Consider the following 20675-nt stretch of genomic DNA (forward strand, 5'->3'; position numbering starts at 1 on the left):
TGATATTACTTATGTTTATGGGTCGACCACAGGTCTAGTCCAAGTCGGACCTTCTCTGACGACTTTTCTTTTTATTATACCAAAAGCCATCCAGGCCCCCTGCACTGTGTTACTTATATAATTATTTTTTTTCGGGAGTCTATTGATTAATAGTAAAATACATGTTACATTATAATTGATCATATGAGCAATTGTTCATATGTATTCCGTTTTGTTTTTCCCAAATGTTTTATATTTATATCGGAATGCCTTGTAAACATGGAGAATCTTAGCCTAATCAACAATAGTTTTTACAAGCGCATAGTCTATCTTATTTATATAGAGGTGTTACTATGACATATCAATTTACCCTAGACGGATTAAACTGCGCATCCTGTGCACAGAAAATTGAGTCCGGCATGCAAAATCACAAACTTATTGAAAGCGCTGAACTCAATTTTGTTACAAAAGAACTCACCCTATTGGCCAAATCTGGTGTGCCTGAAAAAGAAATTCTGGACGACACCACAAAACTGGTCAAGAAACTGGAACCCCATGTGGATGTGATTCCTAAGAAACAATCAAGGTCTATGACCCTTGAACTTGGCCTTGAGGGTCTTGACTGTTCTAGCTGTGCGTCTAAAATCGATGCAGGCCTTCAGAAAATGCCCGAACTCAAAAGCGGTCACCTTGACTTTGTGTCCAAGAAGATTGTTGCTGAAGTTGAATCCCACAACAGTCTTGATGAAACAGCTTCTAAAATTCGAACCCTTGTTCACCACTATGAGCCAGATGTTGTCGTTAGAAACCTAAGTGATGGACAACTTCAAACTGAGGACGATAACAAGCCAAAATTTGATTTCCAAATGGCTCGACTCTTTACAGCACTTGGTCTTTTTGCATCAAGTTTTCTACTTAAATCAAATGAAGGGCTTCTTGTAACCACGGTTCTGCTTGCCTATGTCATAGCAGGTTACCCTGTTATTATTAAAGCCTTTAAAGGTATGAAAAACGGACAGCTTTTCGATGAAAACTTCTTGATGACAGTGGCGACACTTGGAGCACTTGGTCTAAGGGAATGGCGAGAAGCAGCTGCTGTCATGCTCTTTTATGAAGTGGGAGAAGCCTTCCAAGACAGAGCCGTTAACAATTCAAGAAAAAGCATTAAAAGCCTATTAAACATCAAGCCTGACTCAGCAAGAATTATAAGTGGCATGGAAACAAAAGTGGTTGCCCCAGAGCAAGTTATGGTTGGAGACAAAATTCTTGTTAAACCTGGAGAAAAGGTTGCTCTTGATGGCATTGTATTAAGTGGACAAAGCACGCTTGATACATCTGCATTAACAGGTGAGTCTATCCCCCGCTTGGTTGAACAAGGGGATGAAGTTTTGAGTGGTGCCGTCAATGTGAATGCATCCATTACAGTGGAGGTTACAAAACCATTTAGTGAATCCACCGTTTCACGTATCATGAAACTCGTTGAACAATCTGCTTCTAAAAAGTCGGAGACAGAGCGTTTTATAACGAAATTCTCAAGATACTATACACCAGTTGTCGTGTTCTCTGCCCTAGCATTAGCAATTATTCCCCCCCTTCTATTTGGTGGGATTTGGAGCATTTGGATTAAGAGAGCCCTTATCTTCCTAGTTGTATCTTGTCCTTGCGCCCTGGTTGTATCTATTCCTCTTGGCTATTTTGGCGGTATTGGCGCCGCATCCAAAAAAGGCATTCTCATAAAAGGTGGTCAGTACCTAGATGCTCTTTACAACTTAAAAACAGTTGTTTTTGACAAGACAGGCACCCTCACAGAAGGCCAGTTCAAAGTTGAATCACTTCAACCTGTTGACGGCGTGTCAGACAAGCAACTTCTCGAGTGGGCAAGCCTTGCTGAGGCACACTCAAATCACCCTATTGCTCAGTCGATCATCAAGGAATCTGGTGGCAATATTGATGACACCCAAATTGAAAGCTACGAAGAAATTGCCGGTCACGGGGTTCGAGCCATAAGCGGAACACTTGAGATTTTAGCAGGCAACAAGCGACTTATGAAAAAAGAAGGCATTACTTTTGCTGACAAACAAACACTCGGCACAGCTGTTCACGTGGCTGTAAATGGAGTCTATAAGGGATTCATTCAAATTGCCGACTTGCCTAAAGCTGATGTGGAAAAGGCACTTAAAGCCTTAAGAGATCATAATATATCGCATATTGAAATGCTCACAGGAGACACCAGATCGGCTGCTGAACTCACAGCCAAGGCCCTTGACCTAGATGGATTTAGAGCAGAGCTTTTGCCCGAAGACAAGGTCTATGCTGTAGAAGAACTGGAAGCCAAATACAAGAAAGACGGGAAATTGGCTTTTGTTGGTGACGGTGTCAACGACGCCCCAGTTCTTGCTAGAGCTGATGTCGGGATTGCCATGGGCGGATTAGGTTCTGATGCAGCTATTGAAGCAGCGGACGTTGTCCTTATGACCGATGAACCTTCTAAGATTGCTGATGCCATTCATATTTCGAAATTCACTCGTAATATTGTCTTGCAAAATATTGTCTTTGCCCTCGGAATCAAATTGGCCGTTATGGCTTTAGGTGCTGTTGGTATCGCTACCATGTGGATGGCCATATTTGCAGACGTTGGTGTTGCAATACTCGCCATTTTAAATGCCACACGTATTCTAAAGGTTTAAATACCACAACCATATTCAAATATTTTTTAGCCGCTTGCTGACCCCACCGATTGGTGATTCAAGCGGCTTTTATCTGTATATTCTAAAAACATCCCTTGATATTGTAGAAAACCTAACTATTTTTGTTTATAATAGGGGCGTAATACCATCCCAATTTTAGACAAGCTAAAATAGGGTATACGGACAAGTAGACCGGCTTTTTTTAATCGGTCGGTAGAGAAGGAAATTACATAAGGATCATCTTATACAAGGAGTGGAATAATGGATTGCAGAGTACCTATTATGGATAAGTTGCACTGGATTGGTATAAACGACCGCGAAACAACATTATTTGAAAATTTCTGGCCACTTGAAAAAGGGGTTACTTATAACTCTTACCTGATTAATGACGACAAAGTCGCTATTATGGACACGGTAAAGTTCAATAAGACAGAACAGTACCTTGCAAAAATAAAAGAGATCATTGGCGATAGAAAAGTTGATTACCTTATTGTCAACCATATGGAACCTGATCACTCTGGATCAATTCGTGCGGTTATTGCAGAATATCCTGACTGTAAAATTGTGGGCAACAAGAAAACATTCGATTTTATTCAAGGCTTTTATGGCATCACTAAAAACTTCCATGAAATCAAAGAAGGGGATGTCCTTGATCTTGGCCACCATAAACTGACTTTCTACATCACACCTATGATCCACTGGCCTGAAACAATGATGACATATGATATGACAGAGAAGATCCTCTTCTCAATGGATGCCTTTGGTGGATTTGGCTCCCTAGATGGTGGTATTTTTGATGACGAAGTGAATCTTGAGTACTACGAAGACGAAATCCGTCGCTACTACTCTAATATTGTGGCTAAATACAGTCCAATTGTTCAAAGAGCCCTAAAACGCCTAAGCGACCTCGAAATTAAAATGATTGCCCCAACGCATGGTCCGATTTGGAGAACCAAGCCAGAAACAATCGTTAACTTTTATGATAAATGGAGTCGCTACGAAGCTGAAGAAGGGGTTGTCATTGTTTATGGTACCATGTATGGCAACACAGCAAAAATGGCCGATTATGTGGCCCGAATTTTAGCTGAAGAGGGCGTTCGCAATGTCCGTGTCTACGATGCATCTAAAACACACCTGTCCTATATTCTAAGTGACATTTGGAGATACAAGGGCGTTATATTGGGATCATGCGCATACAATTCACATATCTTCCCTGCTATGGAAGCCGTTTTAAACAAACTTGACCACACAGGCCTTAAAAACAGATACCTTGGTGTCTTTGGAAACATGTCCTGGAGTGGCGGCGGTGTAAAAGCCATTGATGCCTTTGCGCAAAGCGTTAAATGGGAACGTGTTGGTGAGTCTATCGAGGCCCAGTATACACCGAAAAAAGATGATTTCACAAAGCTCATTAAACTGGGTAAGGAAATGGCACAAAAAATTAAAGAAAATCCAAACTAATTTATACAATAGGCACTTGCAAATGTGTCAATAAAAATCCGCTTGAATCACCTTATTAGCAAGGCGATTCAAGCGGATTTTTTGTAAAGTTATACATCCCTTTGTTTTTATCCAAGGTGCTTTTTAACAATCACAGGACTCACTACCAGTGAGTTTACCATTAATAATGGCCAAAGCTCAGCCAACACCGGTATCAATTTGAATGGCCCCAACAGGACAATTCATCTGACAAGCTCCACATTCAATACAATCTTTTTCCATAGCTATTGAGAGCTCTTTATTATGCCCTGCCTCGTCCGCTTTCATCAAAAAAACTCTATGGGGACAGACAACCACGCACATTCCACAATTAATACACTTATCTTTGTAAAATTTTATTTTCATCCTATCACCTGCCCTACAGCTAATGCATAGATGACCACACCTAAAATATAGACTGCAATTAAATATGGAACAACCGTCAAGGTTTCTTTTTTCGTTTCATTATAAGAGGCCACTGGTGTTGCTCCAGTGAAGTTAAGAGCATGGGTTTCAAGCAGAGATGCTCCCATTAAAATTAGACCCGCTACTTCATAAATCCCAATTCCTATACGACTCAGAACCATAGCTGACAGGCTTCCCCAGATAAACGTTAAAGGCAAGACCTTAGTGGTAAACCAGTCGCCTTTTAATAGTGGGAAAATCAAGGGGAAGACAATCGCTCCCATAAGATTCGTAGACAAAATCATGACAAAACATGGTATAAACGCACCCAAATCAGACATTTCATACTTTCCCAAAGCCCCAACTATGAAGACCATAAGGAAGACCACTGCAAAGTATTTGAGCGACTGGATGAACTCAAGGGGTGCCAATATAGCCCTATCAATAAAGTTAAAAGAGACCTGTCGCATTTCTGATGTGGCAGAGAAGTCATTTTCCAGAAAGCGACCAATGTCATCAGCCCGCACCGGTCCAAAGACCACATCAAAGCCAGTCATTTGCTTGACCTTATAAGCACTCACTCCTACGGCTCCTAGCTGAGGCACAATGATTTTTTTGTGGTTGATAATTGATCCCAAATGACACTTGCCTATCATTCTCACAATTTCAGATGTTGAAAATGTTCCTTTTCCCGCCGCACACCATACATTAATCCCATGAGTATCAAGAACCATGACCCAACAATTGTTAACCTGAGCCTCTCTTAGAGCATCAAAGCTAAGTTTATAATTGGCTGTGACAAAGACATTGGATTCAGCTTTAGGTTCTCCAATTGCATAAAGTCCAGGTATTATCTTATGATCATTTCGTCGATACCCCTGCCTAACAAGGCTATTTATGATCTTTTCTTTTTGTGTCACAGTGCCCGATACCTTTTTTATACGACCATAAGGTGTAGAAATACTTCCAACAAAGGCTCTTTCCAGTTTGTCTTCCCCATCGATCGCATCATAAAATCCCTTCTGCTGCCCAGCAGAAATAGTTGTTGGACCTCAACAAGGTTTGTTTGAATTTGACTGTAATTGATTCATAGGTCACCCTCCACGGATCAATAGAATGATCCCTTTTCTTTCATAAACGCAATACGATTATATCATCTTTTACAATAGTTTTTCCAAAGTGGATGGAGCCATACCGCTTTAATTGTCCATAAGTTTTTTGTCAATCTTAATGAAATATTGACCAATTGACCATGAAAACGTTTCTTACTTTTGTGAAAACGTTTTTTACTTTTTTCAGTGCATTGACTCTGTTTTCCTGACCCCGTATAATCAAGATGGTCACGAAATAAATTTTCCACTATGCTCTCAATGAATTAAGCTTTTTTATTTTTAGCAAGCCCGAGCTTGCTATCCCCCCGAGCATATTTGATCGGCAAAACCGAACAAAAACATGCTTCAATTTCTAGGATGAATCCCCCCGGTTCATCCTTTTTTCTGCTGTGAAACACAAAGCACTGCAGAAAAAGAAATAGACACATGAAATCAAGAATGCATTCTTGATTTCATGTGTCTATTTCTTTTTCTATAGGACGCGTGTCGCGTCCGTAGCAATCGGAGATTGCGAAGCAGTGCGTAGTTCATTCATTTCTTTTTCAACATAAGGCGTGCCGCCTCCGTAGCAATCGAAGATTGCGAAGCAGTGCGCAGTTCATTCATTTCTTTTCCAACATAAGGCGTGCCGCCTCCGTAGCAATCGGAGATTGCGAAGCAGTGCGTAGTTCATTCATTTCTTCTCCAACATAAGACGTGCCGCCTCCGTAGCAATCGGAGATTGCGAAGCAGTGCGCAGTTCATTCATTTCTTTTCCAACATAAGACGTGCCGCCTCGGTATCAATCGGAGATTTCCACTAAAAATTATTTCTTTTTTCAAACAATTCCGTATAATATGTAAACGCTATACCTCTTAATCCACTCATGATATAATATATTCTCTCCCCCGATGATCGGGTGTTTTTACACCCTGTATGATCTTAATGAACAGGGAGGATGATCACCATCAGCTATATCATGTCAATGTCCATTGCAGCAGGCGTTCTTGCCGCCGCATGGATCGAAATCAGTGCCGGCCTGGGTATTCCAGCTTGGATAGGCTTTGCAGGATGCACAAGCTTTTTTGTAGGTGGAGGAAAACTTGACGGTGCTATAAAGTCAGTCTTTGGTAATCTATCCGGAGTCATGTGGGCCACTGTTGCCATCCTTATTTCGAACTGGATACCAGTTCCAGGTATTGGTGCACTAACAGCTGGCGCAATCTCGTTCATGATGTGCTGGCAATCTCAAATCAACGTATTGAGTGTTATTCCTACAACATTTATAGGTTGTTTTGTAACTTTCGCTATTGCCGGCGACTATACAACAGCAATTGCAGGTCTGCTGTGTGGGGCAATTTACGGCGTTTCGCTGGAAACTTTGACTGATTTGTTCCACAAATCCAGTCAAAAAAGAAATACGATTAAACAACAATAAGCATAAAAAAGAGTGTCCATTGACACTCTTTTTTATTGCGTTCTTTACCCTCTTTCCTCTCAGACTTCAAGTCAAAGACCGCAATCACACATATTTATTTTTAGGGTTCTCACACACAATATTCATTGAATCACTTGGTCTTAACTCGACTTCGCGTTCGTGGGGTATAGTGAGTATGAAGCAGTTCGTGGGCCTTATGACCGTTGGGCTCACCTAGAAACTCATCATACAGCCTCTTAATGGCAGGATTCTCATGAGATTTACGTAAGACCTTATGACGATCGATACCATAGATTCCCTTCATGCGCTTCAACCTTATATCAGGATCTCTTGATATTGGTTGACCACCACCACCTATACATCCCCCCCGGACAAGCCATCACTTCAACAAAGGTATAATCAGACTCTCCCCGTCTGATTTGGTCCATGAGTTTTCGGGCATTGGCAAGACCATTTGCAACCGCCACTTTAACCCCTGTGCCACCTAAATCAATATCAGCCTCTTTAATGCCGGCAAGACCCCGTACTTCATGAAAATCTAGGGCCTCCAGTTCCTGACCGGTCACCACTTCATAGACTGTTCGCAGGGCCGCTTCCATAACCCCACCTGTTGCGCCAAATATAGCGGCTGCACCTGTTGTGATTCCGAAAGGATCATCATATTGTTCCTCTGAAATGGAAGTAAAATCAACCCCAGACATTTTAATCATTCTAGCCAGCTCCCGTGTTGTCAAAACAGCATTCACATCAATGGCACCATAGGAGTTCATTTCAGGCCTTTGGGCTTCGTACTTCTTCGCTGTACAAGGCATGATAGACACCGTATAAATCTTTGACGGGTGGATCTTTTCCTTTTCAGCATAATATGTCTTAGACAAGGAGCCAAACATTTGCTGCGGGGACTTGCAGGTGGACATATTGTCAATTAAATCAGGAAAGAAGCCTTCCATATAGTTGATCCATCCTGGTGAACATGATGTCACCATTGGCAGGGTCCCCCCATTTTTTATGCGCCCTAGAAGCTCATGCCCTTCTTCGATTATGGTTAAATCAGCAGTAAAATTGGTGTCAAAGACTCTGTTAAAGCCAATTCGCCTTAGGGCTGCAACAAGCTTGCCAGTCACATTTGTTCCTGGAGCCATACCAAATTCTTCACCAAGGGCCACGCGCACAGCCGGTGCAATTTGAACAATAACATGGAGATTGGGATCATCAAGGGCCTGCCATACCTGATCAATATAATCCCGTTCATATATGGCCCCCACTGGACAGACATTAATACACTGTCCACAGTAGGTGCAAAGGGTTTCATCTAAATGCTTCCCAAAGGCCGGTTGAATGGTATAGTCTGTTGACCTGTGCGATGCAGCCAAAACAGCTGCATCTTGAACTTTTAGACAGGTTTCAACACACCTGTTGCACTTTATGCATTTTGAGTAGTCACGGACAATGCTCGGATTGGACACATCCATAGGCTGAGAGTCTACGGTGACATCCCCAAGAGTCACATCTTCTATATCAGATCTAGATATATTGAACATTTCACACAGGTCTTGAAGTTCACACTTTCCATTGCGCACACACCGTAAACAGTCTTGGTCGTGATTGGCCAAAATAAGCTCTAAAACCCCTTTTTGAGTCTCTCTGACAAGTTTGGAATTGGTTTTAATGTCCATGCCATCCCATATTGGTGTGGAACAAGCTGTGACAAGCTTCTCATCACCCGTTTGGACTAGACAAATTCTGCAATTGGCTTTTATATCTTGTGCAGGATGATGGCATAAGGTAGGAATCTTAATATTCACCAACTTAGCCGCCTCTAATATGGAGAGTCCACTGGGCACAGCCACAGTTTTATTATCAATGGTCACTTTACATTCTTTCATATACATCCCCCTTGCTGAACAGTTCGTCTGAGAAATACCTGATCGCTGTTAAGACCGCTGTCGGTGCTGTCTTACCCAGCCCGCAGAATGATGCATACTTCATAATTTTAGCAATTCTTTCTACACTGGCAACATCCTTGTCAGTGGCAACACCCTCCTTCATACGCCCAAGTATATTGGACAACTGACGGTTGCCTTCACGACAAGGTGTGCACTTGCCACAACTTTCATGAAGAAAGAATGTTTGTACTGAATCAAGAAAGTCTATAATTCTATTTGTATTATCTGCCACAAGGACAGCGCCCGAACCTATCTCCAGACCGTTTTCCTTAAAACTTTCATAAGCATATGGCAAGTCGATAAGGGTCTTTGGAATAATGGCTCCTGAAGCGCCGCCAAGTTGAAGAAACTTAACCTCACTCCCATCTTTCATACCCTCTCCAAGATCCTCTATTATTTCTCTAATGGTTATGCCAAATGGAACTTCATAAACACCAGGTTTATTGACATTGCCACACAGACTAATGAGCTTTGTTCCCTTGCTTTTTTCCGTTCCATATTTTGAAAAAACATCTGCCCCGTGAAAAAGTATGGATTTTATAGCAGTCAGAGTCTCCACATTGTGAACCAAGGTTGGTTCATTGAATAAACCACTGACCTTTGTATAAGGGGGTTTGATCCTAGGACGACCCGATCGGCCTTCCATGGACTCAATAAGAGAACTGCCTTCTCCACAAATGTATGCGCCTGCACCAGAGAAGAGGTCTATGTCAAAATCAAAACCTTTTCCAAGAATGTTCTCTCCAAGAAATCCATTTTGTCTGGCCTGCTTTAAAGCCTCTAAAAGCATCTCGTGTAAATAGGCATATTCCTCACGCACATATATATATCCATGACTTGCCCCTACTGTGAAAGCTGTTATAACCATGCCTTCAATAATTGAGTAAGGGTCATATTCAAGAAGGTGACGGTCTTTAAAGGTCGCCGGCTCTCCTTCATCGGCATTGCATATTAAGTACTTGGTTTTGCCATCTACAGCTCTTGATTGCCTAAGCTTCTTGCCCGTTGGATAGGCGGCACCACCACGGCCCATCAAACCAGACGCATCAATTTCTTCAATAATAGCATCGGATTTCAAATCAAAAGCCTTTTTCATAGCTTTAAATCCATCAATTTCAATGTATGTTCTAATATCAAGCGGGTTATATTTTCTAAAGTTCTGTGAAATCAAATTGGCTGTTCGTTTCATGAATCTATCCCCCCAACATTTTCACGAATGATTTCAAGCAACTTGTCCTCTGTTAGATTTCCGTATACTTTTTTGTCAATACGTATTGCGGGTGAAATGTCACAGGCTCCGAAACATGGGGTGAACTCCAGGGTCACTTGACCATCTGACCTGGTTGTCCCCATTTTGACATTCAGTTTATCCTCTAAGAGATTAACAAGAGAAACGTTCTTGTTGAGCCGACAGACTGTGCTGTCGCAGACCTGTACAATATGACGGCCTCTAGGAATTTCACTAAGAACTGCATAAAAGGTTATGACTTCATACACCTGGCTGGTTGGCAAACACATGCTACAGGCTATGAATTCTGCAAGTTCTTCTGGAATGTAGTTTTGTTCAATTAGGTCTTGAGATTCTGTTAAGATTGGCAGCAAATTCGACCTCTGTCTTCCGTATTTGTCGATGATTGCTTCAACTTTTTCAAATACATTATCAAGTTGCATCATGACGCACATCCCCTTTTTTCAAAATATTCTGACTTCTACCTCTACATTATACCCACATTGGTGAAGCAGGTTCAAAGTAATCATCCGAAAAACTTTGTTAGTGAATAAACTATCAAATACGATTATCATAGTATTTTCTATATGACACTATTTTTGTTTATTTTTTGACAGCCATCCATCAGTGATGTTTTTTTATGATTTACAATATTTTTTGAAATCTTTTTGATGAAAATATGAATTTTAGATTCCGCGTTATGGTAATTAGATAAATTCCCAAGAAATGTGTTTGTGAAATACAACACAAACTTTCCCACATTAATCCATATATAGCTAAATCTATTACATTGAAAAAATCTATGGATAACTATTCTCATTAAATAGTTATCCATAGATTCGTGTAGGGTTGGTCTATTTATATTTTTTCTATACGTCTACTTTATTGCAGATTCAATACGGTCAAGTCCACGAATAATATTATCCATGCTCGTTGCATAGGAAAGTCTAACGTAATTGTCAACGCCAAATCCCGCACCTGGAATAACCGCAACCTGCGAATTCTCTAAAAGATACTCTGCAAAGGCCATTGATCCTGTAATATCAACGCCACCCAGGTTTTTTCCAATCAAGTTTTCGATATTAACCATCACATAAAAAGCGCCTTCAGGCTTACGACAGCTTAGGTTGGCAATGCTATTGACCCGATCTACCATGAAGTCACGACGAGCAGCAAATTCCGTCACCATCGCATCTAGAGGTTCTTGGTCACCTTCAATAGCTTCAAGTGCCGCGTACTGAGCAACTGTATTTGGATTGGATGTTGCATGGGACTGAATGTTGTTCATCATTTTTGCAATTTCAGCGTTGGAAGCTGTATAACCAATTCTCCAACCAGTCATTGCATAGGCCTTAGACATACCGTTTACAATGATTGTTCTCTTTTTTACTGCTTCACCAAAAGAGGCCATTGAAACATGTTTTGCTCCATATACAAGTTTTTCGTATATTTCATCTGATATAATATAAAGCTTATTATCTACAGCCCACTGTGCAATAGCTTTCAGTTCATCTTCTGTGTAAACAGTTCCTGTGGGATTGTTGGGGCTATTAATAATGATAGCCTTTGTTGAATCTTTTCTTGCACTTTCAAGAAGTTCTGGTGTGACTTTAAATCCACCAGCTTCTGAAGTCATCACTTCGATAGGTTCTCCACCAGCCATTTTGATCAGTTCTGGATAGCTTACCCAATATGGTGTCGCAAATAGAACGGAGTCCCCCGGGTTAAGCAGAACTTGAAGTGTGTTAAAAAGCGAATGCTTTGCACCACTTGACACAATAATGTTTTCTGGCTTATATTTGACACCATTGTCTTTTTCAAGTTTATTACAAATGGCATTTTTAAGTTCTGGAATACCACTTGCAGCAGTATACCCTGTGTTTCCAGATTCAATAATGTCGATAGCTGCTTTTCTAATATGTTGTGGTGTTTTAAAATCCGGTTCGCCAGCAGCAAAACTTAGGACATCCACACCTTCTGCCTTCATTTTCTTAGCTTTAGCAGTGATGGCCAGCGTCACAGATGGCTGTACTGCAGAATGTTTTTCTGATAATGGTCTCATGTATTTAACCTCCATAATCACAATGAATGATCTTTTCATGGACATTTTAACATTGTGTATTTATAGTGTACATGCTTAAAATTAGCAGATACAGAGGAACTGTATTAAGTATTAAAGGATATTTAACAATTCACTTTATATTGTATAAATCCACATTCGAGGCCATACCTTATGATTGGATCTGCGCTAATCTTCTCGATTTGACAAAAGGAGGGACTGCTCAAATACAGTCTCTGGAATTTCATCAAACAAATCCCCGAGTGATTCTCTGTTGACAATTCTAAGCACGGCTTCAGCAAAAAGAGGGGCAACAGAAATGAGTTCAATTTTAGGACTGTTTAACACACAGGGGTTGTAGACAGAATCTGTGCTTATAAGTTTCTCTATTGGACTCTCTTCAATTCTTTTGACGCCTTCTTCATTTAAAAGAACGTGGGACAGGCACGCAAAAATACGATGAGCGCCCTCAATTTTGAGGCGCTCTGCCAGATGGCATAGTGTCCCGCCTGTTATGGAGAAATCATCGACAATGAGGCAGTTTTTCCCCTTTACATCCCCTATGATTTCCATAATTTCTGCGTTTTCATCATGACCTGACCTAAACTTGTTTCCAATGACAAGACTCGTTCCAATTCGGTTGGCATAGCGCCTCGCATCTGCTACAAAACCTGCATCCGGGGACACGACCACAAGATTGTCCAGTCCGTACTGGTCAATTTTATTAACAAGAAGAGGCATGGCATAAAGATGGTCTACGGGTTTGGTGAAAAAACCTTGAACCTGGGGACTATGAAGATCCATAGTAATAATACGGTCTGCACCCACACCTTCAAGCATATCTGCACAGACACGTCCCCTTATGGAAACCCGGGCTTCGTCCTTTTTATCTGCCTTAGCGTATGAAAAATAAGGCATGATGACAGTCACAGATTTTGCACTTGCCCTTTTTGCCGCATCAATCCAAAACACGAGTTCCATGAATTCATTATTGGGGTCAAGACCAATGGGATGCACAAGAAAAAAGTCCTGCTCCCTTATGGGCTCATCCACCTTTACAAAGGTGTTGCCTTCAGTAAAGCGAAATATATTCGTCTTTCCTGTGTCCACATGCATATACCGACTCATGCGTTTTGCAAACTGCTTTCCCGAACTGCCATAAAATATTTTTAGCTCACCTTTTTTCACCTAGGATTCCCCCTTTGTTTACGTCTTATGAACTTCTATAAAAAGCATCTTCACTTTTAAAAGTATCTTCACTTTATAGTTTTCCAATTTTGATCCCTCATAACATTAAAAAACCGAAACAAGGGATTTCCTCGTTTCGGTTATGTATAATTTCATTTTAGAAAATGTATAAAGAAGTTCTGTAAACGACCAAGGTATAACTGGTATCAAAATGTTGTCCACAGACTTTCACCAATTCGCCTTAGCAAGCCCCCCTGCCTAATTTTATATGCCTTGGCAACACGCTTTTGTTGCTCAAGGACATAATCTTTCAATTTTTGATTGTCACACATATCCATGAATGTGTCACCAGGAATTTCTGTAAAAGCCCTCCACCTTGCGTTGAATCCCATTATAATAAACTTAAGGTCGCGTTTCTTTAGATAAGATATTTGCGGTGCAGTAACTTTGCATTTAAAGGTCACATCCAGTAGTGAATCGGAAAAGTCTACTGAATCCAGTGTGCACAATTTGTCAAAGACCGTATTAACAAACTCTGACCGGATCATTGAAGCATGATCTAAACTGCAGTCTTTGAACGTTGCATTTGTCAGCCTAATATTACAAAATGTACTATAGCGCAAATCGATGTTCTGAAAATGCTGGGTTTTAAGATCCACACGAACAAGAGATAGTCCCCTTAAGTCGAACTTGGTCTTTGAAATATCATCTTGAGGCAGTGGGTACAAGTCAAGAAACTCATTAATAGACATTTTTCCTTTTCCATAGTCTATAGAAATGTCCTTAAAATCAAAAGGCTCATCTGATGTATTGACCCTACGTGTTATCTCATATAGAAACAAAAGTCCAATTTGAGACTTCCATCTGAGTTTTGCTCTAAACTCTATCAAAGTCTTGGGATCGGATAATATTTGAGGCTTTTTTAAACGTACTTCATTGAGAATGGCTTCTTCCTTTTCCATGAAATATTCATAGGTGTTTTCCCGACCTGTATATCCCATGTAAAAGAGTTCTTTATATAAAGGATTTTCAGCTATCATAGTTGATTTTCATGATGCGTGGCCATCATGCGCTCCTTTCTTTAAATGAGTGATTTGAAAAGTGCCCTTAATGCTTATTGCTTCGCTTTAATTTTATACACATTTTAAACACAGGTCAACTATTTTGTATTATATTGTTTTTATAATCTCTTCTCCCCTCTTATTCAAAATAATACACTTGATATTAGCCTAGGACAGAATATTCCTGCAAGTCCCAGTCACATAAATTCGTCGTATCTTCCTACAATAAAATCACTCTCTAAACCTTATTGACAAGCCCCCTATTTTAAACGTTAAAAATAGGGGGCTTGATCTTATATTATTCTACTCATTCTCCTAATGGGCTTTTATAGCATTTATAAATAGGTCGTTCACAGCCATTAGCCTATGGATATCCATCATAATTGGATCACGCTCATCTTTTAATTTCTTCAAACCTGACCGAATAACTTTCAGTAGGTCCAATATGGATTCGTCACTTATATCTTGACCGATGAAACCTTCTTCGCGTCCTTGCTTGAACAAGCGTTTAACCATTTCATTTGACTTAATCCGTTGTTCTTCAGACAAAACACCTTCAAGTTCCCCTGTGTTACCTAATGACATACTCACATAAGAGTTTGATGTGGTCTTCATAATATTGCCTTTCAAGCTGGTGATTTCACGAAACTTGCTTTCAAAGTCTCCTTCACCCTCAATGATTTTCTCAATATCTTTTAGGCTTTCATCAATAATATCTTTAAATGTTTCATGATAAAGATTCTCCTTATCACCAAAGTGCTTGTAAATTGTTGCTCTTGAAACACTGGCATGCTCAGCAATTTGGTGAATGGTTATCTTATCCAGTTCATACTTTTCAAGCAGTTTCAATGCACTCTTTTTGATCTGTCTCTTTTTCGACTCTATACGCTTTTGATATCCGTTCATAATGCCCTCACTTGTCTCCTTCATTTGTCTTTTATACAATTTTAACACAAACTGTACAATAAGCAAAACCAAAGCTTTAACGTTCAAATCAAAGTCTATATTTATGAAAATGAATGAAACAAAAAGATTCCCCTAGAATCAAAGTCATTCTTAGGGGAATCTCACTGATCTATTTGGATCTTAAAAACTGCATTAAATAGTCATATATGTCTTTTTCGACTTGACCACAGAAGTCATCTTACATTTCAGTTTTAGCCAACATGGCTGCACCGATAACCCCAGCATTGTTGCCGAGTTCAGCAAGTACAATCTTTGCTGATGGAAAGTTCTTAATAAATGACATGGCCTTGACTTTTTCTTCAAGTCTTTCAACAAGATAGGCTCCAGTATGAGCCACGCCACCGCCCAGTGCGATCATTTCAGGATCAAAAATATTAACAATGTTTGTCACACCTATTGCCAAATACTTAACCAAACGATCAAAGGCATCACTGCCTAAGGCATCTCCAGCTTTTGCTGCATCAATAACAGCCTTGGCTGTTAAGTCGCCAGAATTTTTGACTTCATATAGAACGGATTCTGGATACTTATTTTCTTCTAGCAGTTTCTCTGCATACTTAATAACAGCTGTTGCAGAAGAAAATGTTTCAAAGCACCCATTGTTCCCACAGTTACAATCATAAAAGTTTTCACCAATAATCATATGTCCTATTTCAGACCCAAGGCCATGAGACCCTCTTAAAATATGACCATCAACAGCCACACCACCGCCTATGCCAGTTCCTAGTGTCAGCATAACTGCATTGTCTGCTGCCGATAGGGAGCCTGCCTCAACTTCGGCAAGAGCCGCCAAATTGGCATCATTGTCAATAAAGACTGGAATGCCTAATTTGTCGCCCAGTTCTTTGCCCAGGTCCTTGTCATTCCAAGATAGGTTTGTACAGTAATATATCATTGAAAGATTGTTGTCTACAACCCCTGGGACACCAACCCCAACACCTTCTACAGGCTCTGGCGCATCCTTCATCAATTCCTTAATTAGAGAAAGAATATCTTCTGAAACAGCTTCAAATCCCCGTTCTTTACCCGTTGGAACCGAGTCAATCTTAACAACCGACCCATCCTTGTGAACAAGGCCTCCAGCGATATTAGTTCCTCCAAGATCTATTCCTATATACATCTTGCCAGACTCCTTTTGCACTATAGACGTTTTAACAGTTCCGCTCTTAAATCTTCAAATCCTGGTTTGCCCAGTAGTGCAAACATATTCTTCTTATAAGCTTCAACGCCTGGTTGATCAAATGGATTAATGTCCATCATGTAACCACCAATACCACATGCCTTTTCGAAGAAGTACATGAGTTTGCCATAGTAGAATGGATTCATTTCCGGAATGTTAAGTACCAGGTTTGGTACGCCACCATCAACATGGGCTAGTATTGTGCCTTCAAAGGCCTTCTTGTTTACAAAGTCCATTGTTTCTTCATTTAAATAGTTCAGATTATCCAGATTGGCCTCATCAAATGGCACTTGGACATCTCTTTCTGGCTTATTTACATTTAAAACTGTTTCAAATAGGTGACGTTCACCATCTTGAATATATTGTCCCATTGAATGAAGATCTGCTGAGAAGTTTACAGATGCAGGGAATAAGCCCTTGCCATCTTTGCCATCACTTTCTCCGTAAAGTTGCTTCCACCACTCAGAAATATAAGCCAGAGATGGTTCATAATTGACCATAATTTCAATTTTTTTGCCATCATTATAAAGTATATTTCTTGCTGCTGCATACTGATAGCAAGGGTTTTCTTCAACATTTGTATTATTGTACTCATTGTATCCATCAAGTGCGCCATGCATCATGGCATCAATATCAATACCCGCTGCTGCAATTGGGAGTAGACCCACTGGCGTTAAAATGGAGTAGCGACCTCCAACATTATCGGGAATAATAAACGTCTCGTAGCCTTCTTGCTCAGCTAATGTTCGAAGAGCCCCTTTTTCCTTGTCTGTTGTCGCAAAGATTCTATTTTTAGCCTCTTCTTTGCCATACTTTTCTTCAACGAAGCTTTTTAATATTCTAAAAGCGATAGCTGGTTCTGTTGTTGTGCCTGATTTTGAAATAACATTTAGACAAACATCCTTGTCCTTTATAATATCCATAAGATCCGCAAGATACTTGCCGCTGATGCTATTGCCAGCAAAATAGACTGCTGGTGTTTTTCTGTCTGATGGATTCAAATTGTTATAAAAAGAATGTGTTAGGGCTTCAATGGCTGCTCTAGCACCAAGATATGATCCACCAATACCAATAACGATAAGCACTTCAGCTTTTTCTTGAATTTTTTTTGCCGCTGCCTTAACTCTTTCAAATTCTTCTTTGTCATACTGTAGAGGCAGGTCAACCCAGCCGACAAAGTCATTGCCCTTGCCTGTTCCCTTATGTAACATGTCGTGTGCGCTAGACAGCTTTTCAGACAAAGCGTGTATTTGCTCAGCCTTTAGTCCAGCCTTTGAATAATCTACCTTAATTTGTGCCATAATATTTCACTCCTTGTTCATTTTGGACGCTTGCAAGACGATCAGCATAGACCGTGATCTTACAAGTCCCTCCCTTTACATGATCAATGATGTATTCAACATTTTAACAGTTCTTAATACCTGAACTATCAGATATAGTACCACAATTTCTACTTCTTTATTCTAATTCTATAGACATTCACAAATAAAGTTCTGATTTTTTCACGCAAACATCAAATTTTCATGTAACTTTATTTGTGATCGTCCCCATATTAGGGTATAAAGTTTAAAAACAGAACGGAGGCGTCTATGTTTCGTCAAAGATTTTACAGTGCATTCATCATTATACTTATTTTATTTATAAATCAAATATCCTTTGCCGGATCAAATGGATTTCTTCCGCTAAGTCAAGAAGAAAAACAGTGGCTTGAGGACCATCCGGTCATTTACTATGCCCCCGATCCGATCTTTGCCCCTGTAGAATTTATCAATGCTGAAGGTGATCCAAACGGTATTGCTATTGAATACCTTGACTGGATTGAAAAAAACTACGACATCCATTTTGAAATTGTCCAGCTCAAGAATTGGACAGATATTCTAGAAGGCGTCCGCTCAAAAGAAATTGATTTAATGTCCGCCACAAAGACGCCGCAGCGATCTGAGTATGCTATATTCACTGACTCATATGTTAATTTGGAAAACACCATTCTTGTCAGAGACGATTCCTATGAGACCTTATCAGAAGATGCCCTTCAAGATATAAAAACCGGAGTTATGCGGGGTTATGCAGTTTCTGACTACCTTGAGATTAAGTATCAAAGCATTGAACTCATAAAATTTGATTCCATTGAAGAGGCCCTGAAGAAACTCTCTTTTGGAACCATTGATGCTTTGGTCCTGGATATTGGTCAGGCCAGTTACTACACTTCAGAATTTGGCATTACCAACCTTCGTTCAGCTGGCGATGTGGATTTTACATACGAAATGACCTTCGCCATGCGTGATGACTATGTTCTATTGAGAAGTATACTGAACAAGGCCATTCAATCCATGCCAAATACCGAAGTGAACCGAATCAAAACATCTTGGATTTCATATAAACTAGAAAATCAGTTTAACAAGGAAATTGTTGTTTTTAGTTTGATTGTTCTAATAGTAACCCTTTTGGCCCTCAGCGCCTTTCTGCTCTGGAACAGGCTCCTACGTAAGCAAGTCTATTTACAGACGCAAAAGCTTGAAAAGGAACTTGAACTTCGCAAGAGCATTCAAGACGAACTCCTTGCTAAAAACCAACAAATTACCAATATGAACAATGAACTTGAAATGGCCCAACGGGAACTTAGTAACCTCATAGACCTTGTGCCCTATCACATTTTTGCAAAAGAAAAAAATGGAGAATACGTCCTTGTGAACGATTCTTTCATCCAGTTTTATGGGCTTTCCAAAAACGCTGTATTGGGGCGGATGGATCACGAAATTTTTTCAAACAAACCCGTTTCATTCATGACAGAGTTTTCCCATGGAGATACAGATGTTTATGAACAACATAAGTCAATCGTGGTTGATGAAATGGAAATCCTGGATTCCAGCGGAAAAGCTCATATCATGCGTCTTAAAAAAATACCATATTTTATCTGGAAGACAAAAGAATGGGGTATGCTAGGTGTCACAATTGACATTACCGATCTTAAACATGCCGAGCAAAAACTTGAAGATCTCAATGAAAAACTTGAAGCCAAGGTGGAGCGCCGTACCTATCTTCTCAATGAAACCAACAGAGAACTGGAGCTTTCCATGTACAAGCTTCAAATGAAGCAGTCCCAATTGGAAGAGACCAATCTTCTTCTTGAAGACTCTCTTGTCAACCTGCGTGATACACAAAATCAACTCATTGAGTCTGAAAAACTGGCCGCACTTGGACGACTGGTTGCAGGTGTATCTCATGAAATCAATACACCACTTGGCATAGGCATCACATCCATTTCATTTCTTGAAAAGGAGAGTGATGACATGATAAAAATTTTTGAGGCGAATAAACTCACGCGCACAAAACTCAGTGAATTCCTCGAGGGGCTTCAAAACACAACCAAACTTGTACTAGCCAACTTGAAAAATGCTGCCAGCCTTGTCAATAAGTTTAAACAAATCGCTGTGGATCAGTCTACAGAAGAACTAAGAGAATTTAACCTCCACGAATACTTAGATGGAATTATACAAAGCCTTAGTCCTCAACTTAAACACACCAATTATAAAGTCCAGTTGACATGCCCAGAAGATATAAATATTAGAAGCTATCCTAGTATCTTGACACAAATTATCACAAACTTGGTGATGAATTCACTCGTCCACGGTTTTGATGGGGTCAATCAAGGTAAAATGCTTCTATCCGTTGATCCTATTGAAGATAAAATGCTCACCCTTCACTACTGGGATGATGGCATTGGGATTCAACCAGATCATGTTGAGAAAATATTTGAACCATTTTTCACCACCAAGCGTGGACAAGGTGGCGTTGGTCTTGGTCTTAATATTGTTTATAACCTTATTACAAGAACGCTCTCTGGAACAATAGATGTCGAAAGCCAACCTGGTGAAGGTGTTCACTTTATCATTAAAGTGCCTGTCCCAGATAAAATGGACCAAACTGTTTTTTCAAATGAGGATCAAGTCTACTCTTAAATTTTATAA

14 protein-coding genes and 1 pseudogene are annotated in these 20675 nt (G+C 40.1%); 4 read left to right on the plus strand and 11 right to left on the minus strand.

The genetic code is table 11. From position 1 onward, the window contains the following. Nucleotides 1-332 precede the first annotated feature (332 nt). Together ACQ4KW_RS17390 and ACQ4KW_RS17395 are read left to right on the plus strand one after the other, a co-directional pair. Nucleotides 333-2666 (plus strand): heavy metal translocating P-type ATPase, encoded by a 2334-nt coding sequence (locus tag ACQ4KW_RS17390; protein WP_430883706.1) that lies wholly within the window; start codon nt 333-335, stop codon nt 2664-2666. A gap of 261 nt (nt 2667-2927) precedes the next feature. After that, a complete protein-coding gene (locus ACQ4KW_RS17395) occupies nt 2928-4127 on the plus strand; it encodes an FprA family A-type flavoprotein (protein WP_430883707.1) in 1200 nt (399 codons plus the stop codon). A 177-nt stretch (nt 4128-4304) separates the two neighbouring features. Here the strand turns inward: ACQ4KW_RS17395 and ACQ4KW_RS17400 are convergent, their stop codons facing one another. Further along, nucleotides 4305-4511, minus strand: a complete 207-nt coding sequence (locus ACQ4KW_RS17400) for a 4Fe-4S binding protein (protein ID WP_430883708.1) — start codon at nt 4509-4511, stop codon at nt 4305-4307. Then, nucleotides 4508-5590 (minus strand): mercury methylation corrinoid protein HgcA, encoded by a 1083-nt coding sequence (gene hgcA / locus ACQ4KW_RS17405; RefSeq protein WP_430886598.1) that lies wholly within the window; start codon nt 5588-5590, stop codon nt 4508-4510. The genes ACQ4KW_RS17400 and hgcA overlap by 4 nt, the downstream gene beginning before the upstream one ends. Before the next feature lie 1009 nt (nt 5591-6599). Here hgcA and ACQ4KW_RS17410 point away from each other — a divergent pair. After that, nucleotides 6600-7079 carry a DUF1097 domain-containing protein gene (locus ACQ4KW_RS17410; protein WP_430883709.1) on the plus strand — a complete coding sequence of 160 codons (480 nt, stop codon included), beginning with the start codon at nt 6600-6602 and terminating at the stop codon, nt 7077-7079. Nucleotides 7080-7209: 130 nt separating this feature from the next. Here the strand turns inward: ACQ4KW_RS17410 and ACQ4KW_RS17415 are convergent. The 9 genes and pseudogenes from ACQ4KW_RS17415 to ACQ4KW_RS17455 all read right to left on the minus strand — a co-directional run bounded on the left by ACQ4KW_RS17415 (nt 7210) and on the right by ACQ4KW_RS17455 (nt 18011). Next, a pseudogene (locus tag ACQ4KW_RS17415) lies at nt 7210-8965 on the minus strand (NADH-dependent [FeFe] hydrogenase, group A6). Continuing rightward, nucleotides 8952-10214: a complex I 51 kDa subunit family protein gene (locus tag ACQ4KW_RS17420; RefSeq protein WP_430883710.1), complete on the minus strand. Its 1263-nt coding sequence runs from the start codon at nt 10212-10214 to the stop codon at nt 8952-8954. Before ACQ4KW_RS17420 ends, ACQ4KW_RS17415 begins: the two are co-directional and overlap by 14 nt. Further along, nucleotides 10211-10699 carry an NAD(P)H-dependent oxidoreductase subunit E gene (locus tag ACQ4KW_RS17425; RefSeq protein ID WP_430883711.1) on the minus strand — a complete coding sequence of 163 codons (489 nt, stop codon included), beginning with the start codon at nt 10697-10699 and terminating at the stop codon, nt 10211-10213. The genes ACQ4KW_RS17420 and ACQ4KW_RS17425 overlap by 4 nt, the downstream gene beginning before the upstream one ends. Before the next feature lie 431 nt (nt 10700-11130). Next, on the minus strand, nt 11131-12315 hold the full coding sequence (locus ACQ4KW_RS17430; protein WP_430883712.1) for a pyridoxal phosphate-dependent aminotransferase: 1185 nt from the start codon (nt 12313-12315) through the stop codon (nt 11131-11133). 186 nt (nt 12316-12501) lie between these two features. Continuing rightward, on the minus strand, nt 12502-13500 hold the full coding sequence (locus tag ACQ4KW_RS17435; RefSeq protein WP_430883713.1) for a ribose-phosphate diphosphokinase: 999 nt from the start codon (nt 13498-13500) through the stop codon (nt 12502-12504). Nucleotides 13501-13706: 206 nt separating this feature from the next. Beyond that, the gene (locus ACQ4KW_RS17440; RefSeq protein WP_430883714.1) at nt 13707-14540 is read right to left on the minus strand and encodes a pentapeptide repeat-containing protein; all 834 of its coding nucleotides are present in this window, start codon (nt 14538-14540) and stop codon (nt 13707-13709) included. Nucleotides 14541-14876: 336 nt separating this feature from the next. Further along, nucleotides 14877-15467: a TetR/AcrR family transcriptional regulator gene (locus ACQ4KW_RS17445; RefSeq protein WP_430883715.1), complete on the minus strand. Its 591-nt coding sequence runs from the start codon at nt 15465-15467 to the stop codon at nt 14877-14879. A 238-nt stretch (nt 15468-15705) separates the two neighbouring features. Beyond that, the gene (locus tag ACQ4KW_RS17450) at nt 15706-16647 is read right to left on the minus strand and encodes an ROK family protein (RefSeq protein ID WP_430883716.1); all 942 of its coding nucleotides are present in this window, start codon (nt 16645-16647) and stop codon (nt 15706-15708) included. 20 nt (nt 16648-16667) lie between these two features. After that, nucleotides 16668-18011 (minus strand): glucose-6-phosphate isomerase, encoded by a 1344-nt coding sequence (locus ACQ4KW_RS17455; protein ID WP_430886599.1) that lies wholly within the window; start codon nt 18009-18011, stop codon nt 16668-16670. A 285-nt stretch (nt 18012-18296) separates the two neighbouring features. On the opposite strand from ACQ4KW_RS17455, the gene ACQ4KW_RS17460 reads away from it, so the two are divergent. After that, entirely contained in the window at nt 18297-20666 is a 2370-nt protein-coding gene (locus tag ACQ4KW_RS17460) for an ATP-binding protein (RefSeq protein ID WP_430883717.1), read from the plus strand. Nucleotides 20667-20675 lie beyond the last annotated feature (9 nt).

It is taken from the genome of Tianxiuia mixotrophica (genome assembly GCF_050596425.1).
Classification (GTDB): domain Bacteria; phylum Bacillota; class Clostridia; order Peptostreptococcales; family Acidaminobacteraceae.